Source organism: Pectobacterium atrosepticum (assembly GCF_000740965.1).
Lineage (GTDB): Bacteria > Pseudomonadota > Gammaproteobacteria > Enterobacterales > Enterobacteriaceae > Pectobacterium > Pectobacterium atrosepticum.
This window is the reverse complement of the sequence record NZ_CP009125.1, coordinates 4475894-4494055: the sequence shown is the minus strand read 5'-3', so window position 1 is coordinate 4494055 and position 18162 is coordinate 4475894. Positions and strand designations below refer to the sequence as shown.

At 54.2% G+C, this 18162-nt stretch carries 14 protein-coding genes; 9 read left to right on the top strand and 5 right to left on the bottom strand.

Features of this window, described 5'->3' with window-relative positions; translation table 11 throughout:
• Nucleotides 1-20 precede the first annotated feature (20 nt).
• From GZ59_RS20025 to envZ, 9 genes are all read left to right on the top strand, one after another.
• On the top strand, nucleotides 21-2216 hold the full coding sequence (locus GZ59_RS20025; RefSeq protein WP_011095587.1) for a TonB-dependent receptor: 2196 nt from the start codon (nucleotides 21-23) through the stop codon (nucleotides 2214-2216).
• 41 nt (nucleotides 2217-2257) lie between these two features.
• Entirely contained in the window at nucleotides 2258-3661 is a 1404-nt protein-coding gene (locus GZ59_RS20020) for a Y4yA family PLP-dependent enzyme (protein WP_011095586.1), read from the top strand.
• 13 nt (nucleotides 3662-3674) lie between these two features.
• Nucleotides 3675-4691 (top strand): PLP-dependent cysteine synthase family protein, encoded by a 1017-nt coding sequence (locus GZ59_RS20015; protein WP_011095585.1) that lies wholly within the window; start codon nucleotides 3675-3677, stop codon nucleotides 4689-4691.
• 10 nt (nucleotides 4692-4701) lie between these two features.
• Complete coding sequence (locus tag GZ59_RS20010) at nucleotides 4702-5859, top strand: NAD/NADP octopine/nopaline dehydrogenase family protein (RefSeq protein WP_011095584.1); 1158 nt, start codon at nucleotides 4702-4704, stop codon at nucleotides 5857-5859.
• Nucleotides 5860-5932: 73 nt separating this feature from the next.
• Nucleotides 5933-7183: an MFS transporter gene (locus GZ59_RS20005; RefSeq protein WP_011095583.1), complete on the top strand. Its 1251-nt coding sequence runs from the start codon at nucleotides 5933-5935 to the stop codon at nucleotides 7181-7183.
• Nucleotides 7176-8327 carry an ABC transporter substrate-binding protein gene (locus GZ59_RS20000; protein WP_011095582.1) on the top strand — a complete coding sequence of 384 codons (1152 nt, stop codon included), beginning with the start codon at nucleotides 7176-7178 and terminating at the stop codon, nucleotides 8325-8327. Before GZ59_RS20005 ends, GZ59_RS20000 begins: the two co-directional genes overlap by 8 nt.
• A gap of 62 nt (nucleotides 8328-8389) precedes the next feature.
• Nucleotides 8390-8800: a ParB N-terminal domain-containing protein gene (locus tag GZ59_RS19995; protein ID WP_011095581.1), complete on the top strand. Its 411-nt coding sequence runs from the start codon at nucleotides 8390-8392 to the stop codon at nucleotides 8798-8800.
• 331 nt (nucleotides 8801-9131) lie between these two features.
• A complete protein-coding gene (gene ompR, locus GZ59_RS19990; RefSeq protein WP_005969424.1) occupies nucleotides 9132-9851 on the top strand; it encodes an osmolarity response regulator transcription factor OmpR in 720 nt (239 codons plus the stop codon).
• Entirely contained in the window at nucleotides 9848-11209 is a 1362-nt protein-coding gene (envZ, locus tag GZ59_RS19985; protein WP_039294070.1) for a two-component system sensor histidine kinase EnvZ, read from the top strand. The genes ompR and envZ overlap by 4 nt, the downstream gene beginning before the upstream one ends.
• A 272-nt stretch (nucleotides 11210-11481) precedes the next feature.
• Here the strand turns inward: envZ and pckA are convergent, their stop codons facing one another.
• The 5 genes from pckA to GZ59_RS19960 all read right to left on the bottom strand — a co-directional run bounded on the left by pckA (nucleotide 11482) and on the right by GZ59_RS19960 (nucleotide 17743).
• Nucleotides 11482-13101, bottom strand: a complete 1620-nt coding sequence (gene pckA / locus GZ59_RS19980; protein ID WP_039294067.1) for a phosphoenolpyruvate carboxykinase (ATP) — start codon at nucleotides 13099-13101, stop codon at nucleotides 11482-11484.
• Nucleotides 13102-13298: 197 nt separating this feature from the next.
• On the bottom strand, nucleotides 13299-14168 hold the full coding sequence (hslO, locus tag GZ59_RS19975) for an Hsp33 family molecular chaperone HslO (RefSeq protein ID WP_011095578.1): 870 nt from the start codon (nucleotides 14166-14168) through the stop codon (nucleotides 13299-13301).
• Nucleotides 14169-14252: 84 nt separating this feature from the next.
• Nucleotides 14253-14663 (bottom strand): ribosome-associated heat shock protein Hsp15, encoded by a 411-nt coding sequence (gene hslR / locus GZ59_RS19970; protein ID WP_011095577.1) that lies wholly within the window; start codon nucleotides 14661-14663, stop codon nucleotides 14253-14255.
• Between the two features lie 117 nt (nucleotides 14664-14780).
• Entirely contained in the window at nucleotides 14781-15467 is a 687-nt protein-coding gene (gene yrfG / locus GZ59_RS19965; protein WP_011095576.1) for a GMP/IMP nucleotidase, read from the bottom strand.
• 128 nt (nucleotides 15468-15595) lie between these two features.
• Complete coding sequence (locus GZ59_RS19960; protein WP_011095575.1) at nucleotides 15596-17743, bottom strand: intracellular growth attenuator family protein; 2148 nt, start codon at nucleotides 17741-17743, stop codon at nucleotides 15596-15598.
• Nucleotides 17744-18162 lie beyond the last annotated feature (419 nt).

The window sequence follows — 18162 nt, the reverse complement described above, 5'->3', positions numbered from 1 at the left end:
TGAGATGGATAACTTTGTTGATGAACGCCAGGAAGAACTTCACGCCGTCTACCGGGAAGCGCCATTTTCCCATTCCTTCTACGTTGGGCGTCGCCATAACGGCGGCGATCGCTATGCTGAGCGGAATCGCGATACCCGTGCAGGCGGCAACGGGAGAACGCGATGATTCCACTATCGTGGTGGAAGCCAAAGACGCCGAGGCTGCACAGGGGCTGGTGGCGGGCGGCATGTCGGCGCGATCGTCCAGTACGGGGCTGCTGGGCAAAAAGGATGTCATGGATACGCCGTTTAACGTCAGCAACATGACCTCATCGTTTATTGAAAACAAACAAGCACAGACGCTGGGGCAGGTGGTCGCACATGACGCCTCGGTGCGCGTCAGCAGTTCGCAGGGCGGGCTGCTGGATTCTTACTACATCCGCGGTTTCCCTCTCAACGAAGGTAACCTGAGCGATATCGCCATGAACGGCGTCTACGGTGTCGCGCCCAACTATCAGTTGATGACCGACTACATTGAACGAGTTGAGGTGCTGAAAGGGCCGTCGGCGCTGCTATATGGGCTGTCCCCGAACAGCAGCGTGGGTGGCGTGATTAACGCCGTCACTAAACGCCCGACCACCGTAGGTAACCTGACTCGCCTCACCACCAGTTGGCAGTCTGATTCCCAGTTCACGCAGCATGCGGATATTTCCCGCGTTTATGCGTTGGACAATAACAATCTGCTCGGCGTGCGTTTTAACGGCAACTATGGCTACGGCGACACGGTGTGGGACGGCAGCGACAAGCGCACACAGGTCGGCGCACTTGGGCTGGATTTCTCATCAGAACGTTTCCGTGCCACGTTGGATCTCATCACTCAGCACCTGAAAACGCGTGCGCCGTCTCGCCCTTATTCGTTCGCGGCGGGGGTGACGGTGCCTGATGCACCAGATGGCAACACCAACATTTCTCAGCCGTGGGGCTTCTGGCATTCCAAAGATCAGTCGGTGTTGCTGCATACCGAATACGATCTGGCGGATAACGTCACCTGGTTTACCGATCTGGGCGGTTCCAGCGCGCACGTGAGCCGACTGTCGGAGCAGGTGCCGCAGGTCACGAATAACAACGGCGATGTGAGTTCCGCCGTAGGGAATTATCGCTTTACCACCAGCCGCTATACGCTGGCGACTGGTGTTCGGGCGGATGTGGAAACTGGCTCGGTGACGCACAAGCTGTCGGCACAGACCAGCTACTATCGCGATCGTCAGGCGACCGGCATTGGCAACGGAACAGCGATTAGCTCGAATATTTATAATCCGGTTTCTTCACCTGCACAAAATGTCGCTGCTCCGCCAAGCGCGTATAAACGCTCTTCTACTGCGCTTTCAGGTATCGCGTTGGCGGATACGCTCGGCTTCTGGAACGATGCGCTGCAGATTACAGGTGGGCTGCGTTATCAGCAGATCAAGTCGGATAACTTTGTTCCCGGCAATAGCGCACCTTCATCGTCTTACGACAAAAATGCGATAACGCCGATGGTGGGTGTAGTTGTTAAGCCCTGGCAGCACGTCTCGCTCTATGCCAACTACATTGAGGGGCTGAGCAAAGGGGATATTGCGCCAGCGAATGCAAGTAATCCGGGGCAGGTACTTGCTCCGTATAAGAGCAAACAGTATGAAGCCGGGGTGAAAGTGGATGCGTTGGGGACGATCTCTACGCTGAGCGTTTTCCAGATCACCAAGCCGAGCGGTGCGCTGGTTAACGGCACGTTTGTTGAAGCCAACGAACAGCGCAATCGGGGTGTCGAGCTGGATGTGGTCGGTTCACCGCTGGAGGATCTGCGTCTGACCGGCGGCGTGATGCTGCTGGATGCTGAGTTGACCAAAAGCGTGACGCTGGGTGCGCAGGGCAAGCGCGCGCCGGGCACGTCGCGTTTTCAGGCTAACGCTGGGGTGGAATATGACCTGCCGTTCCTGCGCGATCTGACGCTGAACGCCAACGTCATCCATAACGGGAAGCAGAACGTCAACACCATCAATACCCAGTCTATTCCTTCCTGGACCACCGTTGATTTCGGCGCACGTTACAAGACGCGAATCTATAACGCCCCTACCACGTTCCGTGCAGATGTCCTTAACGCTTTTGACCGCAATTACTGGTCTGGCGTGACGTCATTCAGCACGGTATCGCAAGGAACGCCGCGGACGCTGATGCTGTCCGTGGCGGTTGATTTCTAAGGATAGGTATTTTTCAGGAACCGAACGTTAAGGAGATAGCGATGAGCAACCTGTTTAGCTTTGCCGCAGTGTCTTCCCCCGCTGTCACGCAGGCCCACTGGCCTGAAAGACTGACGCCTTATCTGGATAGTGAGATTGAGCAGTTCCTTTTCAACTCGCCGCAAAGGCTGTCATGGCTGGTTGAGCAGTATGGGTCGCCATTGAATATTGTCTGGCCGCACACCGTTACCAACAATATCGCGGCATTGCGAACCGTGTTGCAGCGTCACGATGTGGACTGCCGCCTGTACTACGGCGCGAAGGTGAACAAATCACCGGGGCTGGTACAGGCGGCTGTCAACGCGGGCATCGGCGTGGATGTCTCCAGCTTGCAGGAACTGAAAGATGCCCTGCGAGCAGGCTGCGACGGCGCGCGGCTGTGCGCCACCGGCCCGGCAAAAACGCGCGAGTTTCTGACTGAGCTGGTTCATCATCGTGCGCTTATCGTGCTGGATTCACCGGAAGAGTTCGACGACGTGCTGGCGTTGGCGGCGTTGTTGCGCGTGACGAAACCGGTGCGGGTACTGCTGCGCTATCGCCCGTCGTTCGCACAGGCCAGCCGTTTTGGCATGTTGGCCGATGAAGTCGCACGCTGTCTGGAGACGTTAAGCACCAGACAGGATGTGCTTCATCTTGAAGGCTTCCATTTCCATCTGGGCGGCTATGCTCCCGATACACGCGTGGCCGCATTGGCTGAGGTGCTGCCATTACTGGAGCGGGCGCGGTCACGGGGTTTGCAGCCCACTATGATTGATATCGGCGGTGGATTGCCGATTCAATATCTTTCCGCTTCTCGCTATCAGGCATATTTGGCGGAGCAGAATGAGGCGGATTACCGCCACGGTCAGGTGCCGACCTCGTTTTACCCGTATGGCGGCGAGCGCTCGGCAGCCGACTATCTTGAGGCATTCTTGTCAGCCTCAATCGGGCAGCATTGCGTGGCGAACATACTAAAACAGCACGGCCTGATTCTGGCCATTGAGCCGGGGCGCAGTCTGGCCGACCAAAGTGCGATTACCGTGTTTCGCGTCACGCGAACGCGCCGTCAGCCGGATGGCAACCACGTCGTGTTTGTCGAAGGTAGCAGCTTTAGCGCGTGCGAGACTTGGTTTAACTCTGAGTTTTTGATTGATCCTCTGCATGTTTTTTCCGTCAAAAAAGACACACGTCCGACGCCTGGTAAAGCCTGGATCGCCGGACACAGCTGTCTGGACGACGATGTCATTACGAACCGATTGATTCATTTTCAAACCGTGCCGCAGCCAGGCGATTTACTGATTTACGCGAATACGGCGGGATACCAGATGGACCTGCTGGAGAACGCGTTTCATCGGCATCCGCTGCCTGCGCGCCTGTGTGCTTTCAAAGGTAAGAAAGGTGAGCTGATTTTTTCCAGTGATAACTGAATGGAGCAGAACCATGATCCTGAATAAAGTAACTGATTTGATTGGTAATACGCCCGTTATACAAATTCCCGTCCCCTATGGGGATACGCGTTTGTTTTTAAAAGTGGAGAAGAACAACCCCGGCGGCAGCATGAAGGATCGCATGGCGAGAAACATGATTGTCGCCGGACTGAAGTCAGGAAAAATCCGTCCCGGCGGCACGATTGTCGAGTCGTCATCGGGGAATACCGGTATCGGGCTGGCGCTGGCGTCGATTGAATACGGTCTGCGCTTTATCGCCGTGGTCGATCATCATGCGGCACAGGATAAGATTGCCATCATGCGCGCGCTCGGCGCGGAAATTCGCTATGTCTCCGGCGACTACGGCGAAGATGAAGTGGCGGTGGTGGAGCGCCAGCGTATGGCGGCACAGCTGGCGGAGGAAATTCCCGGCGCGGTGTTTATGAACCAGTCGGATAATGCGGCGAATGCGGGCGGCTATGCCGATTTTGTCCGTGAGCTGTTCAGCCAGATTGGCAAGATTGACGCGTTTGTCGGCTGCGTGGGCACGGGCGGCTCGATGACTGGTATCTCGCACGGCCTGAAAGTCCATAACCCGGATATTGCGACCATTGCCGTTGAACCGGTTGGCTCTATCGTCTTTGGCCACCCCGGTAAGCCTTATTATCAGTCCGGCACCGGTACGCCAGCAGGGGACACCGTGGGGTTAGTGCTGGATTACAGCTGCATCGACTGCGGCGAACAGGTTTCAGATGCACAAGCGTTTGAAACGGCACGCTATGTCGCACGGAATTACGGACTGCTGGTCGGCGGTTCGACGGGCGGGGTGATCTATAAAGCGCTGGAGTTGATCTATCAGGATCGTATCGGCGGCAACGTCGTACTGGCGATCGCCGACGGCGGTGAAAAATACCTGCACACGGTGTTTAACGAAGAGTGGCTGGCGGAGCGTAATCTCACGGACAGCAGTGTGTGGCACGATCTGGATCGCTGGCTGGGCAACGCGATTTCTCTGGAGCAGGCAAGCTAAGGAGTCAAGGATGCGCGAAACGCTAAGCGGGCAGCCGCTTAACGTGGTGATTTGCGGGGCCGGCAAGACCGGCCATCTCGCCACGGTACTGTTTAAGCAACTGCCGGACGTCAAGGTGACGCTACTGGGCAGCCATTCCCGTCTGTCGGAAGCCTACCAGCAGCACGGTAAACGGCTACACGCGCTGCTACCGGATGGCGAAATGCTGACTGCGACACCGGACTGCGTGACCTGCGACCCGGCGGAAGCCTGCCGCGACGCCGACGTCGTGATTATCACCGTTCCTGCCAACTTCCGTGCCGATCTTCTGGCGAGGATCGTTTCCCATTTACCCGCCGATAAGCCGGTTTACGTTGGGGCTATCCCCGGTTTTTGTGGCTTTGACTGGCTGGCCGAACGTGAGCTGGCTGCGCGGCCGAATGCGGTGATCTGGGGAATGAAGGACGTCGCGCACATTGCGTTTGATTTGCTGTCGGGTCAGTCGATCAAGATGGGCGGCGAAAAGGCCACGCTGTATGTCGCCACGCATCGGCGCGAAACCGCTGTGAGCCAACAGGCGCTGATGGCGCTGTTGCAACGATTGTATTCCGCGCCCGTGGTGCTGTTGCCGGATTATCTGGAGATCACACTGACACCGGGTAACCCGATTATGCACAGTGCAGTGATTTATGGCCTGATCGGTCCCTACGGTCAGTGGCATGCCCGATCATTTCCTCAATCGCTGTGCTGGTGGAACGATTGCCCTGAGCTGGGTGCATATTATCTGGAACGTATGGATGAAGAGAATCAGCGGCTGTGTACGGCGCTGGAGACGCGGCTCGGCGTGCGGCTGAATTCGGTACTGCCGCTCAAGCAGGAGATTATCGATGCCTATGGCGATCAGATTGCTGATGCGCACACGATGCTCTCTGTGTTGCGTACCAATCAGGCCTACCACGGCATCGGTCTGCCGTTGCGAAAGCATAACGCTGGCGGGTACGTGTTTGATACGCAGCACCGCGTGTTTCAGGAGGATATCGCCTACGGCCTGAGCCTGTTAGTGACCCTTGCGGAGAATTTGGCGGTTAGCGTTCCGTACATTGAAGAGGTTTATCGGTGGTGCAGCGATTACATGGGCGTGTCCACGCAGGATCGTCCCGACTATTTTCCGCCGCATGGGTTGAGATGATGGGATTGGGCGAAATGATGACAGTGGCTGAAATGTGGCAGGGTGACACCGTGGAACCAGAAGGAATTGACGCATGCGTTTGACCGGACAGGTCGCGTTCATCATCCACTTTATGTTTGTTGTACAACTGGTGGCGATGGGGGCGATGGAGATGAGCGGGCCGTTTTGGCCGCTGCATCTGGAAAGCATGTCGTCCGGTGCTGAACTGAGTATCGCGGGGATTGCCGTCTACATCGGGCCGATGCTGGGTATTATGCTGACCAGCGCCTTCTGGGGACGAATGGGCGATCGGTTGGGCAACAAGGCCATGATGATCCGCGCGCTGTTCGGGCTGGCGTTGACCCAGCTTGGGTTAGCGTGGGCAAATGACATCTGGACGATAATCGCACTGCGTTTTATTCAGGGTGCCTGTGCGGGTTATATTGCGCCCGCGCAGGCATATGGCGTCGCAGTAGTTAGTCCGTTACAGCGCACGCGGCTGTTTGCCTGGCTTCAGGTTTCCACCAACGTGGGATCGCTGCTGGGAGCGATTGTCGGTGGACTGATTCTCGATTATCTGAACTTCTTCTGGATCAACCTGAGTGCCGCGATCCTGTGCGCGCTATGTGGTATTACCGTGGCGCTGTTCTTGCCGCATGTTACACCCGTGATTTCTGCTGTTCCGAACGAGAACGCGCAGGCAAAAGACATTCCCCGCAAGCGGCTTTGGGCGCTGTCGCCGATTCCCGGCCTGTTGCTGATTTCTGGCCTTCTGCTGACCAGCCGCATGATTCCGCAAACGCCGTTTTCCCTCTACATGGACGGCTTCTTTCAGGTGGATAAGTGGGTGATCGGCCTGTGCTATGGCTTGCAGGCGACCGGCGTGATCGTCTCTGCGTCACTATGGGCGCGCTATTTTGAAAACCTCTCGCTGTCGCAGACGCTGAGCCGCCTGTGTGTGGTCATGCTGGCCTGCGCCATCGTGACATTGACCGCTGCCACGATGCTGAATGTTGCGATTTTCATCCCGCTTTATTTCCTGTGGGGTGTGCTGCTTGGGGCTACCACGCCGGTTCTGATGGCGCTGATTTCGCGTGCAGCGGGTGCCGGGCAGCAGGGTTATATACTCGGCGTGGCGCAAAGCGTCAGCCAATTTGCCTCGATTCTTGGCATTTCTTTGGGCGGATTAGTTCTCTATTCCCCCGGACTACGTTCGCTATTCTTCTGCGTTGGCGTCGCGTATCTGGTGACCTTCCTGGTCGCTCTGATGCTGCTACGACGTCTGCGGATACAGGCGGAAAAACATGACTCTCTCTCGACGAAGGGAAATATCGAAAATGTTTAATCGTTGGAAGCGGCAGCGTTGCCGTCCGTTATTCCTGAGTGCGCTGCTGATGGCATTCCTGTCGCCGCTGGCGGGACAGGCTGAGCAAACGTCAACCGTCATCAAGGATGTGTTGGGGCGTGAAGTGAGAGTCAACACGCCAGTGCAGCGTGTGATGCTGGGCGAGGGGCGTCAGCTTTATCTGGTCGCCATGCTCGACAAAGAAGATCCGGCGAAAAGGATTGTTGCCTGGCGGCGCGATCTGATTCAGTCCGATCCGGCAACGTGGCATCAGTATCGCGATCGTTTTCCTCAACTGGCGACGATTCCGACGTTTGATGGCACGGAGAAAGGCACGTTTGACGTGGAGCAGGCGGTGTCGCTGAAGCCGGACGTCATCATTATGAACATTGAGGCGCAGCGGGCGATTGTCGATGCGGGCTACGACCGGATACTGGACAGCGTCGGTATCCCGATCGTCTACGTTGATTTCCGCTATCACCCGCTGGAAAACACCGCGCCGACCATGCGCCTGCTCGGCACGTTGTTTAATCAGGAGGCCCGTGCCGAAGCCTTTCTCGCATTCCGTGAGGCGCAGCTAAAACGTGTTTCCGACGTGTTGGCAGCGAAACACCCGCGTTCTCCGCGCGTGTTCATTGAGCGACTGGGTGGCTACACCGATGAGTGCTGCCTGACGTTTGGCCGAGATAACTTCGGTAAGTTCGTGCAGTTGGCTGGTGGCGACAACGTGGCAGCGAAAAACGCGCCGAATACCTTCATGCAAATGCATCCTGAACAGGTGATTGTGGAAAACCCCGAGATCGTGGTGATCACCAGCGGCAACTTTGAAGCCTTTGTGCCCGGTGGACGTTGGATTGGGTTAGGGCCGGGGCAGGATATGACGGAAGGGCGAAAGCGGCTTGAATGGTTTCTAGGGCGTCCGGCTTATACCAACATTATTGCGAAACAGAAACGTGAGTTCCATGCCATCTGGCATCAATTTTACAACGGCCCGTATGATTTTATCGCGATTCAGCAACTGGCTGAGTGGTTTCACCCAGACTTATTTCGCGATCTCAACGCGGATGACACCTTCCGCCAGCTTCATCAGCAGTTTTTACCGGTTGACTACCAGCCGGGCTACTTCGTCAGTCTTGCGCCGTAAATGAGAGGCAGCGCCGGCGTCATGTCGGTGCTGCGCGTGACCGTTACGTCAGGAGGTGGAGAATGTTTGAAAGTATGACCTACCATATTGCCCTTACGCCCGTGCAGTTCCTGTTGCCCTCGGAAAATGTTGATATGTCGAACGTGGAATGTCTGATGGAGGACATTTGTCGCTGTGGTTGCTGGACGACGCCTGTGCCGATAGAAAAAGAAACGGGGATTATCATGGATGGCAACCATCGGTTACGTGCGGCCACCGAGCTGGGATTAAAGCATATTCCTTGTGCGCTGCTTGATTATGACGATCCCCGCGTGTCCGTTTACCACTGGAGGACTGGGCAGCCTTTTTGCAAGAATCTGATCATGCAGACGATTGTGACGGAAAAGAGCCTGTTTCCCTACAAAACGACGCGTCACCTTTTCCTGCCCGCACTGCCGTCGGTGAGTGTTGTGCTTGATGAACTCATGCGCTAATCACCTCTTGCGTTAAGCGCTTCACGCTGTCGCCCTGAATCCGGGCGGCAATACCCTCCCGCCTCTCTTTTCTCCTACTTTTGCCGCCACGGTGCCTTTTTATTGGCGGCAGCGTTACTATAATCTTCGTAAACGACAATCTTCGCTAACCACAACCTGCATAAATCGCCGATGATTTTATGACTGACAGCACAGGAAATGATTGATTACACGAATTTTAATATGCTTTGTAACAATTTTGCCTAGAATGTATACCAGAAACGACTGTCAGTAATTCGTGTGTTTCTGAACAATAGCAGCGTCGGCGCTATTACGCCTTTGGAGAAAGAGAATGCAAGAAAACTATAAAATTCTGGTTGTAGATGACGACATGCGTTTGCGTGCGCTGTTAGAACGTTATTTGACCGAACAGGGTTTTCAGGTACGTAGCGTAGCCAATGCTGAACAGATGGATCGTTTACTGACCCGTGAATCCTTTCACCTCATGGTACTGGACCTCATGCTGCCGGGCGAAGATGGGCTGTCCATCTGCCGTCGTTTGCGCAGCCAGAGCAACCCGATGCCGATCATTATGGTGACGGCGAAAGGGGAAGAAGTAGACCGTATCGTCGGGCTGGAAATCGGCGCGGATGATTATATTCCTAAACCTTTCAACCCGCGTGAACTGCTGGCTCGTATCCGTGCAGTGCTGCGTCGTCAGGCGAATGAACTGCCGGGTGCGCCGTCGCAGGAAGAAGCCATTATCGCGTTTGGCAAATTCAAGCTGAATCTGGGCACGCGCGAAATGTTCCGCGATGATGAACCGATGCCGTTAACCAGCGGTGAATTTGCCGTGCTTAAGGCGCTGGTAAGCCACCCGCGTGAACCGCTGTCTCGCGATAAGTTGATGAATCTGGCGCGAGGTCGTGAATACAGTGCGATGGAGCGCTCCATCGACGTACAAATTTCTCGCCTGCGCCGCATGGTGGAAGAGGATCCGGCGCACCCGCGCTATATCCAAACCGTGTGGGGTCTTGGCTACGTATTTGTCCCGGACGGCAGTAAGGCATGATGCAATGGCGCTTTTCTCCGCGCAGCTCATTTGCACGGACGTTGCTGCTGATTGTCACGTTATTGTTTGTCAGTTTGGTCACCACCTATCTGGTGGTGCTCAACTTCGCTATTTTGCCGAGTTTGCAGCAATTCAATAAAGTGCTGGCATACGAAGTAAGAATGCTGATGACGGACAGTCTGCAACTGGAAGATGGCTCCACGCTTGAGGTGCCACCTGCGTTCCGGCGTGAGATTTACCGCGAATTGGGTATATCGCTATACACCAATGCAGCGGCGGAGGAAAGCGGCCTACGTTGGGCGCAGCACTACAAGTTTCTGAGTGACCAGATGGCGCAACAGCTGGGCGGCCCAACGGATGTGCGGGTTGAAGTCAGCAAAAATACGCCGGTGGTGTGGCTGAAAACCTGGTTGTCACCCGATATCTGGGGGCGCGTTCCTCTCACTGAAATTCATCAGGGCGATTTCTCGCCGCTCTTCCGTTATACGCTAGCGATTATGTTGCTGGTGATCGGCGGTGCTTGGCTATTTATTCGGGTGCAAAACCGGCCGTTGGTTGAGCTGGAGCATGCGGCTTTGCAGGTCGGTAAGGGCATTATTCCGCCGCCGCTGCGGGAATATGGCGCTTCTGAAGTCCGTTCCGTGACTCGCGCCTTTAACCAGATGGCCTCTGGCGTGAAACTGCTGGCCGATGACCGTACGCTGCTGATGGCGGGCGTGAGTCATGACCTGCGTACGCCGCTGACGCGTATTCGTCTGGCGACCGAAATGATGGGCAAGGAAGATGACTATCTTGCGGAGTCGATCAATAAGGACATTGAAGAGTGTAATGCGATTATTGAGCAGTTCCTCGACTACCTGCGTACCGGTCAGGAAATGCAGACGGAAGTGGCTGACCTCAACGCGATTATGGGTGAAGTAGTGGCGTCGGAGAGCGGCTATGAGCGTCAGATTGACAGTGAGTTTGCTACCGGTGAACTGCTGGTGCGCATCAGCTCACTTTCGATAAAACGTGCGGCGCTAAATCTGGTTGTCAATGCGACGCGTTACGGTAACGGCTGGATCAAAGTCAGTACCGGACGTGAGCTACAGCGCATCTGGTTCCAGGTAGAAGATGACGGGGAAGGCATCGCAGCCGATCAATTACAGCACTTGTTCCAGCCATTTGTTCGCGGCGACAGCGCACGAACCACCAGCGGAACAGGGCTGGGTTTGGCGATTGTGCAGCGTATTATCGATGCACATAATGGTGTGTTGGATGTCGGTACGAGCGAACGCGGTGGGCTCTGTGTCCGCGCGTATTTGCCGCTGCTATCGGAAGCCTCGGTAGCGGATAACGGTGCCGTAAAAGAGTCATAAGCCTTCTCGCCAGTGCCGGTACTAAATCTGTTCCGGTATTAATAAAGAAGGTGCGGGTTCAGATCGTTGACAACTTATTTGCTGAATGAAAACGGGAGTAACGGAATAGAAGAGTAAAGCGTTTGCGCCAGGGATGGCGCAAGCCGAGCGCACAGGGATGTGTTTACAGCGTCTTTACGATCTATCCGTTACTACCGCTCGACAACCCTTGTAGCAATACGAAAAAGGCGCGGAATCCGCGCCTTTTTTACATACATTTGCTGGCGAGCGGTTTACCGCTTCGGTCCTGCTTTCACCAGCGCGGCACCTGCTGGTGCATCGGTGTATTTATCGAAGTTGGTGATAAAGCGTTGGGCCAGATCGTCCGCTTTTTCCTGCCACTGTTCGATGCTCGCGTAGGTATCACGTGGATCGAGAATGTCAGGATTGACGCCGGGCAGCGAGGTCGGGATCGCCAAATCGAAGACCGGCAGTGTCTGCATTTCTGCATCATCAATGCTGCCATTCAGAATGGCGTCAATAATCCCTCGCGTATCCTTGATTGAGATACGTTTGCCGCTGCCGTTCCAGCCGGTATTCACCAGATAGGCCTGCGCGCCTGATGCTTTCATTCGTTTCACCAGCACTTCAGCGTACTGCGTTGGGTGCAGCATTAGGAATGCCGCGCCAAAGCAGGCGGAGAAGGTTGGTGTCGGCTCCGTCACGCCGCGCTCAGTTCCCGCCAGTTTGGCGGTAAAGCCGGACAGGAAGTGATACTGCGTCTGATCGGATGTCAGGCGAGAAACAGGTGGCAACACGCCGAACGCGTCCGCCGTCAGGAAGATCACTTTGGTCGCGTGACCTGCTTTGGAGACCGGTTTAACAATATTGTGGATATGGTAGATCGGGTAAGAGACGCGGGTATTCTCCGTTTTGGAACCGTCGTTGAAGTCCACTGCGCCGTCTGCCAGCACGGTGACGTTTTCCAGCAGCGCATCGCGTTTGATGGCACCGAAGATATCCGGCTCTGCTTCTTTGGACAGCTTGATGGTTTTGGCGTAGCAGCCGCCTTCAAAGTTGAAGACGCCATCGTCGTCCCAGCCGTGTTCGTCATCGCCAATCAATTGGCGTTTCGGATCGGTAGAGAGCGTGGTTTTACCCGTACCGGACAGGCCGAAGAAGACCGCCACATCGCCTTTTTCGCCGACGTTTGCCGAGCAGTGCATCGAGGCGATGCCTTTTAACGGCAGCAGGTAGTTCATGATGGAGAACATCCCTTTCTTCATTTCGCCACCGTACCAGGTGCCGCCAATCAGCTGGATGCGTTCCGTCAGGTTGAACGCGACAAAGTTCTCAGAGTTTAGCCCCTGTTCCTGCCAGTTCGGATTAGTGCATTTTGCACCGTTCATCACGATGAAATCCGGTTCAAAACCTTCCAGTTCTTCATCGCTCGGACGGATAAACATGTTTTTGACGAAATGCGCCTGCCAGGCTACTTCCGTCACGAAACGCACGCTGAGGCGGCTGTCTGGATTGGCGCCACAGAAAGCATCGATGATGAACAACCGCTTGCCGGACAGTTGCGTGGTGACGAGTTCTTTCAGGTGCGTCCAGGTTTCCTGACTCAATGGGTGGTTATCATTCTTACCTTTGCCTTGATCGGACCACCACACGGTGTCGCGGGTAACGTCATCGCGCACGATGTATTTGTCTTTCGGGGAACGGCCGGTAAAGATGCCAGTATCGACGGCTACTGCACCCAGTTGGGTTTCGATGCCGCGTTCATAGCCTTGTAGGGTAGGGGAACGTTCTTCTTTAAAAAGCAGTTCATAGCTGGGATTGTAGACAATATCGCGGACATCATGGATTCCATAAGCAGCTAGGGCTTGCGGGGTAATACCGTTGATCTGCATGTTGCTACTCCTCAAGTTATAGTCGTACTACTAAACATTGTAGGGAGTGAGCTTATTTTAACCGCGATAGCAATCATAAAATTAAATAAATTCATTAATAACTTTGCTTATTCATGGTGTTTGAAAAATAACCACGGTGGTTTGCAGGCGGGAGAATAAGCAAAATAAAACGGGTACATCCGTACCCGTTAAAAAGATTAATGCAACAGGTTTCCTGATGAATCGTGCCGAATCGCACGGATGTCCAGTGAGTTAAACAGGTAGTGTGTGCCACAATAATCACAGTGCATATCGATTTCACCGTCCTGCTCGATCATCTCATTGATTTCCTGATCGGACAGCGTCATTAATGCATTAGCGCAGCGATCGCGCGAACAGTGACACTGGAACTCGACATCCTGCGGCTCATACACGGTTACCTCTTCCTGATGGTAAAGGCGGTACAGCACCTCGTTGGCTGGCAGGGTAAACAACTCCTCAGCTTTGACCGTCGCGGTGAGCTGGGCCAGATGATCAAAATCGTTACGCTCGGCATCCTGCGCAGGCAGTACCTGTAGCAGCATGCCAGCGGCGACCGGATTGCCTTCGTGCTGTCCGGTACGGATAAACAGCCGCGTAGGCAACTGTTCGGATTGCTGGAAATAGCTTTCCAGACATTCAGCAACGGTTTCACCTTCTAAGCCAACGACGCCTTGATAACGTTCGCCGTCGGTCGGCGTAATCGTAATGACCAGATAGCCATTGCCGACCATTTCTTTCAGCGAACTCCCCGGTGCGATATCGCCTTGCAGACGGGCAACGCCGCGCATCTGCTGCAGGTGGTTGCCGTTGATGACTGCCAGCTTCAGCGGGCCATCACCCTGAAGTTGAACGGTAATATCGCCGCTGAATTTCAGCGTTGCCGTCAGTAGACTGGTGGCAACCAGCATTTCGCCCAGCAGTGTTTGTACCGCAGCCGGATAGTCGTGGTTGGTCAAAATACGTTGATACGTTTCGTTAACTGTCACCAATTCGCCACGGACGGCATAATTTTCAAACAGATAACGATGTAGTTGGTCGTGAGCCATAATATTTTCTCGTTGTAGTGCGCAATGAGTGGTGCGGCGATGAGTTGTGCAGCGATCGCCGGAGCTTCTCTTAAGCGCAGCGCGTTAGTCTTGATCGCTGTATTTAAATTTAATCAGATCGCGTCGCTCTTTTTTATCTGGGCGGCGATCGGGGTGTGGCATCGTCAGCGCATTCATTTTCCGCGCCTGCGCCACCTTTTCTCGTTTCTCAATGCTTGCAGCCGTTTCCTGATACAGCGCCTGCGCCTCTGTCGCACTTCTACGCTGGCCGCTGACAGCCACAATGATCACCGTGCGTTCGTCATTTCCCTGACGCAGTTTAATCTCGGCATTCAGTTCGACCTGTTTGCTCGGTTTACCGCGTTGCCCGTTATAGTGCACTTTGCCGCCGTCGATCATCTCGCGGGCCATCGCTCGGGTTTTATAGAAACGGGCGGCCCAGAGCCATTTGTCCAGACGAACGGCGTCGTCAGCCTGCTCGGTAACTTTCGCCATAAATCCCCCTGATTACCCTATGCCAATCGTTTAAGGATCGCGTTACTGGGGGCGACCACGGCGCGAGGCATCCCTGCGGGAATCTCATCACCGTGTTTCCCCCTCAGGCCACCTGCATTACCCTACGTTAACGGAGTGACGCAGGGCTGGTAGCAATGCAAGATAGTCGTTCATTGACGGATGTTGCAGGAATGCCTTTTCCTGTTGGCCGGAATCTGGATTACGCACGCCCAGACAGTAATGGATACCGAACGTTTTCGCAGCATCCAGAATTGGCTCGCTGTCATCCACGAAGAGCGTTCTGGCGGGGTTGAAGCCTGTTTGCTGCTGTACCGCCTGCCACAGACGCTGATTCTCTTTCGGATACCCATAAGTATGGGTGGAAAGCAATAAATCAAGGTGCTGATCCAGCCCCGTGTGCTCGATTTTCACCGCCAGACTGTGTGGATGGGCATTGGTTAGCAGAATTGTCTCCTTGCCGTACTCGCGCAGCGCCGCTAAAAACGGCGTAGTGTCATCGCGCAATCGGGCTCGCGTGCCGATATCTGTCGTCATTTGATAGATATCCAGATCGAGACGTTCTGACCAGTAATCGAAGCAATACCAATTTAGCGTGTGTTGAACGGCCTTATACTCATGCTTGATAAGCTGATGTGCCTGCTCAAGGCTAATATGGCGTTTTTCACTGAGCGACTGCGGCACCAGTTGAAGCCAGAAATAGCTGTCAAACGCCAGATCGAGCAGCGTGCCATCCATATCCAGTATCACGGTATCGATGTCGTGCCAGTTAACGTGGGGATTCATAACGACTCCAGATGTCGCGTCGTGCCATAGAGGGTGATGAAGCAGGAGACGCGTAATGCAATAGTGGCAATAGTGACGAGAAACCGATTCAGCTAGGTTAGCATAACCGCAGAGAGGGCACGATGCCGTTAGCGGGGAAGCAGAGGGCGATTATCCGGGAGCGAATTCGTCATCATGTTGAAACGTGAGGCGTAATAACGCTGAATGTCGGTAACCCGTTTCTGGCTTTTACGCATTTTAATGCCAGTCAGAACCGCATTAATGATAAACGTCGCGGAAAAGAGCAGCAGCAGCAGGCAACTGCCGAGGTAGCGCCAGACGGTAATGACATCGGGTTCGCTGTGCAGGCTGATGTGCTGCGTTCCGTTAGCATCGGTATTGAGCTGAGTGATGACGCCCGCAGCATTAAACGGCGTATGCAACAGCATGGCTGAAAGCCGCTGGAGCTCCTGCCACTGATCCGATGGACGATATTCATTGAGCGGTATCGGCGGGAGCGGATGGTTAACGAACTGCCGACCTTCGTCGCTGCGAATCAGGAACCCGCCGGGCGGTGGGCTGTTCAGTGACTCTGCCGCGTTATTGATTTCCTGATAGAAGAATTGATCGGTGGAACTGTTGACCAATGACTCCAGCGTTTCTGCGCTGACGGCAGGCAGCACGACATTCATGCCTTTTAGTTTGCCGGAATCGGCATCTTTTACCAGCGTACTCCAGTTTTTGACGTCGCTCAGATTCACCAGCGCATTTTTTAGGCGGGAGCAATCGTTTTCCTGTTTACACAAATCTTGCGTTCTCAGAACGACTTCAGCGAAGTTCTTCATCAAAATCAGCCCTGATTTCTGGATCGTGGACGCTAATTGAGAATTGACCTGACCTTCTTTGTCCGCCTGCGGATGGAGCTGACTGTTGACTGATTTAAGCAAAGCGGAGGCTTTTTCAATGGTCTCAGATTCCGGTAATGGCAACGGCGCGGCTTTGTTCCAGTAAATGGCGGAGCAGTCAAAAGGGCTGAACGCATAGGACGACGGTGCTGAGACGGGATGAATCCCTGCGGGCACATAGCACATACCACTACTGCGAACCGCTAGCGTGTCACCAATGCGGAGCTGGGCTTTTTCCAGATCGCTGACCTGCGTCACCTCAATTCGCTGTGCGCCTTGAAGCCAGGCTAAGCTGAGTTTTAACGGCAGTTCAAGCTGCACGTTAGTGACTAACAAAATCAGGCTGAGCAGCGAACCCGCGGCCAGAAGCAGATTCCTGCCCCAGCGCTGTAGCGGGAAATTTTTCACTTCATCATGCAGTGAAAGGTGTTCTCCCTGACGGATCACCTGACGGTTGAGATAGATATCTACGTCCGTTTTTAGCCCCAGATCCTGCGTGATATAGGGTTGCCAGTGGGGCGGGTAAATCAGATCGATGTTGCCGAGCGAGATATTGCCGAGCGGCCCCTGATTGGATTCGCCAAACAGCCCCAAACCTTGCGGCGTGCCGTGGAGGCAATGTACATCCCGTAGTTCCTGGGCCGATGGTGACCGGAAAAGCTGCCACAGACTCCAGCCTGCTAACAATGATGCGGTGCCGATCAGCCAGGGGAGCAGGGCGATAGGGCTATTCAGGCTGATGAACAGGAGCAGAAAAGACAGACAGAGCACGGCCGTTTCTTTCAACCCTCTGGAGTGGTGCATGGCGTGCTCTTCACGCGTTTCTTTGCGAATGGTGACCAGTTCCGCATGTTCACTGCCTTCCTGATGGATAGAGGCATTTGGCACGGGGATTTCAGCTGGCAACGGAGCCAGCGGGCGATCGTCAATGCATTCGGTTAGCGAGTGTCCGTTCAGCGAAATAACCAGCGGGATCGAGCGTGTCTTAATCAGTTCGACGGTGTTGTTTTCGGTAATGAACTGTTCCCAACTAGGGGGTAGATGGATTTCTTGTGTATCAATATAGTAGCGCCACTTATTCTGAACATCGGTGCTCAGGCCGTAACGTGTAATCGTATGGGTGATGGGATAAACCCGATTACTCTGCAGGGAACGCGGCAGCTTTGGTTGTGTATTGGGGGTATCAAGCGGCGTGGTTTGCTGACTGTTTTCCTGAGCCAGATAACGTTCAACGGCGATCCGTTCATCTTCAGTTAACCGACGGGGAAGCGATTGCGAAACGGGTAATGGGGGAGCGGACAGGAAACGGCGTCGCATACGGTAGCCGACAAGACCTCCGATAACGATCAGACAGGCAAGCAATATCGCCAATAGGGTAAATATTGTGCTCATGTCATCTCCATTCCAAAACGCGATGCTCCTTGTTCTCGCCGGAGTTTAACAAAATTATACAATTGATGATAACCCGTATGGCATTGTTTTCTTAGATTAATAACGTAATTGTGAATAGAATTAATCGCATAAGGCGACGATAGTAACAAGCAAAAAATGTCTATTGAATGAGGATAATCCTATTTTTTTTAAGTTATTGACTTTTGGCGGCGGTTTCTCGCACAGGATGTATCTTGCATGTTGCTCACACGTAAATTCATCGTCACGATAGTTGCAGCGAAGGTGACTGTTAACGCACAATGTGAACAGAATCAAAAAAGAATATTTACGATCTCTTCTTATTCAACAGCATGCCGTATTCAGGTTACGGTAAAATTAATCTTTCATGCGCGTTGGACTAAGATGCCGTTCTGGTCGTA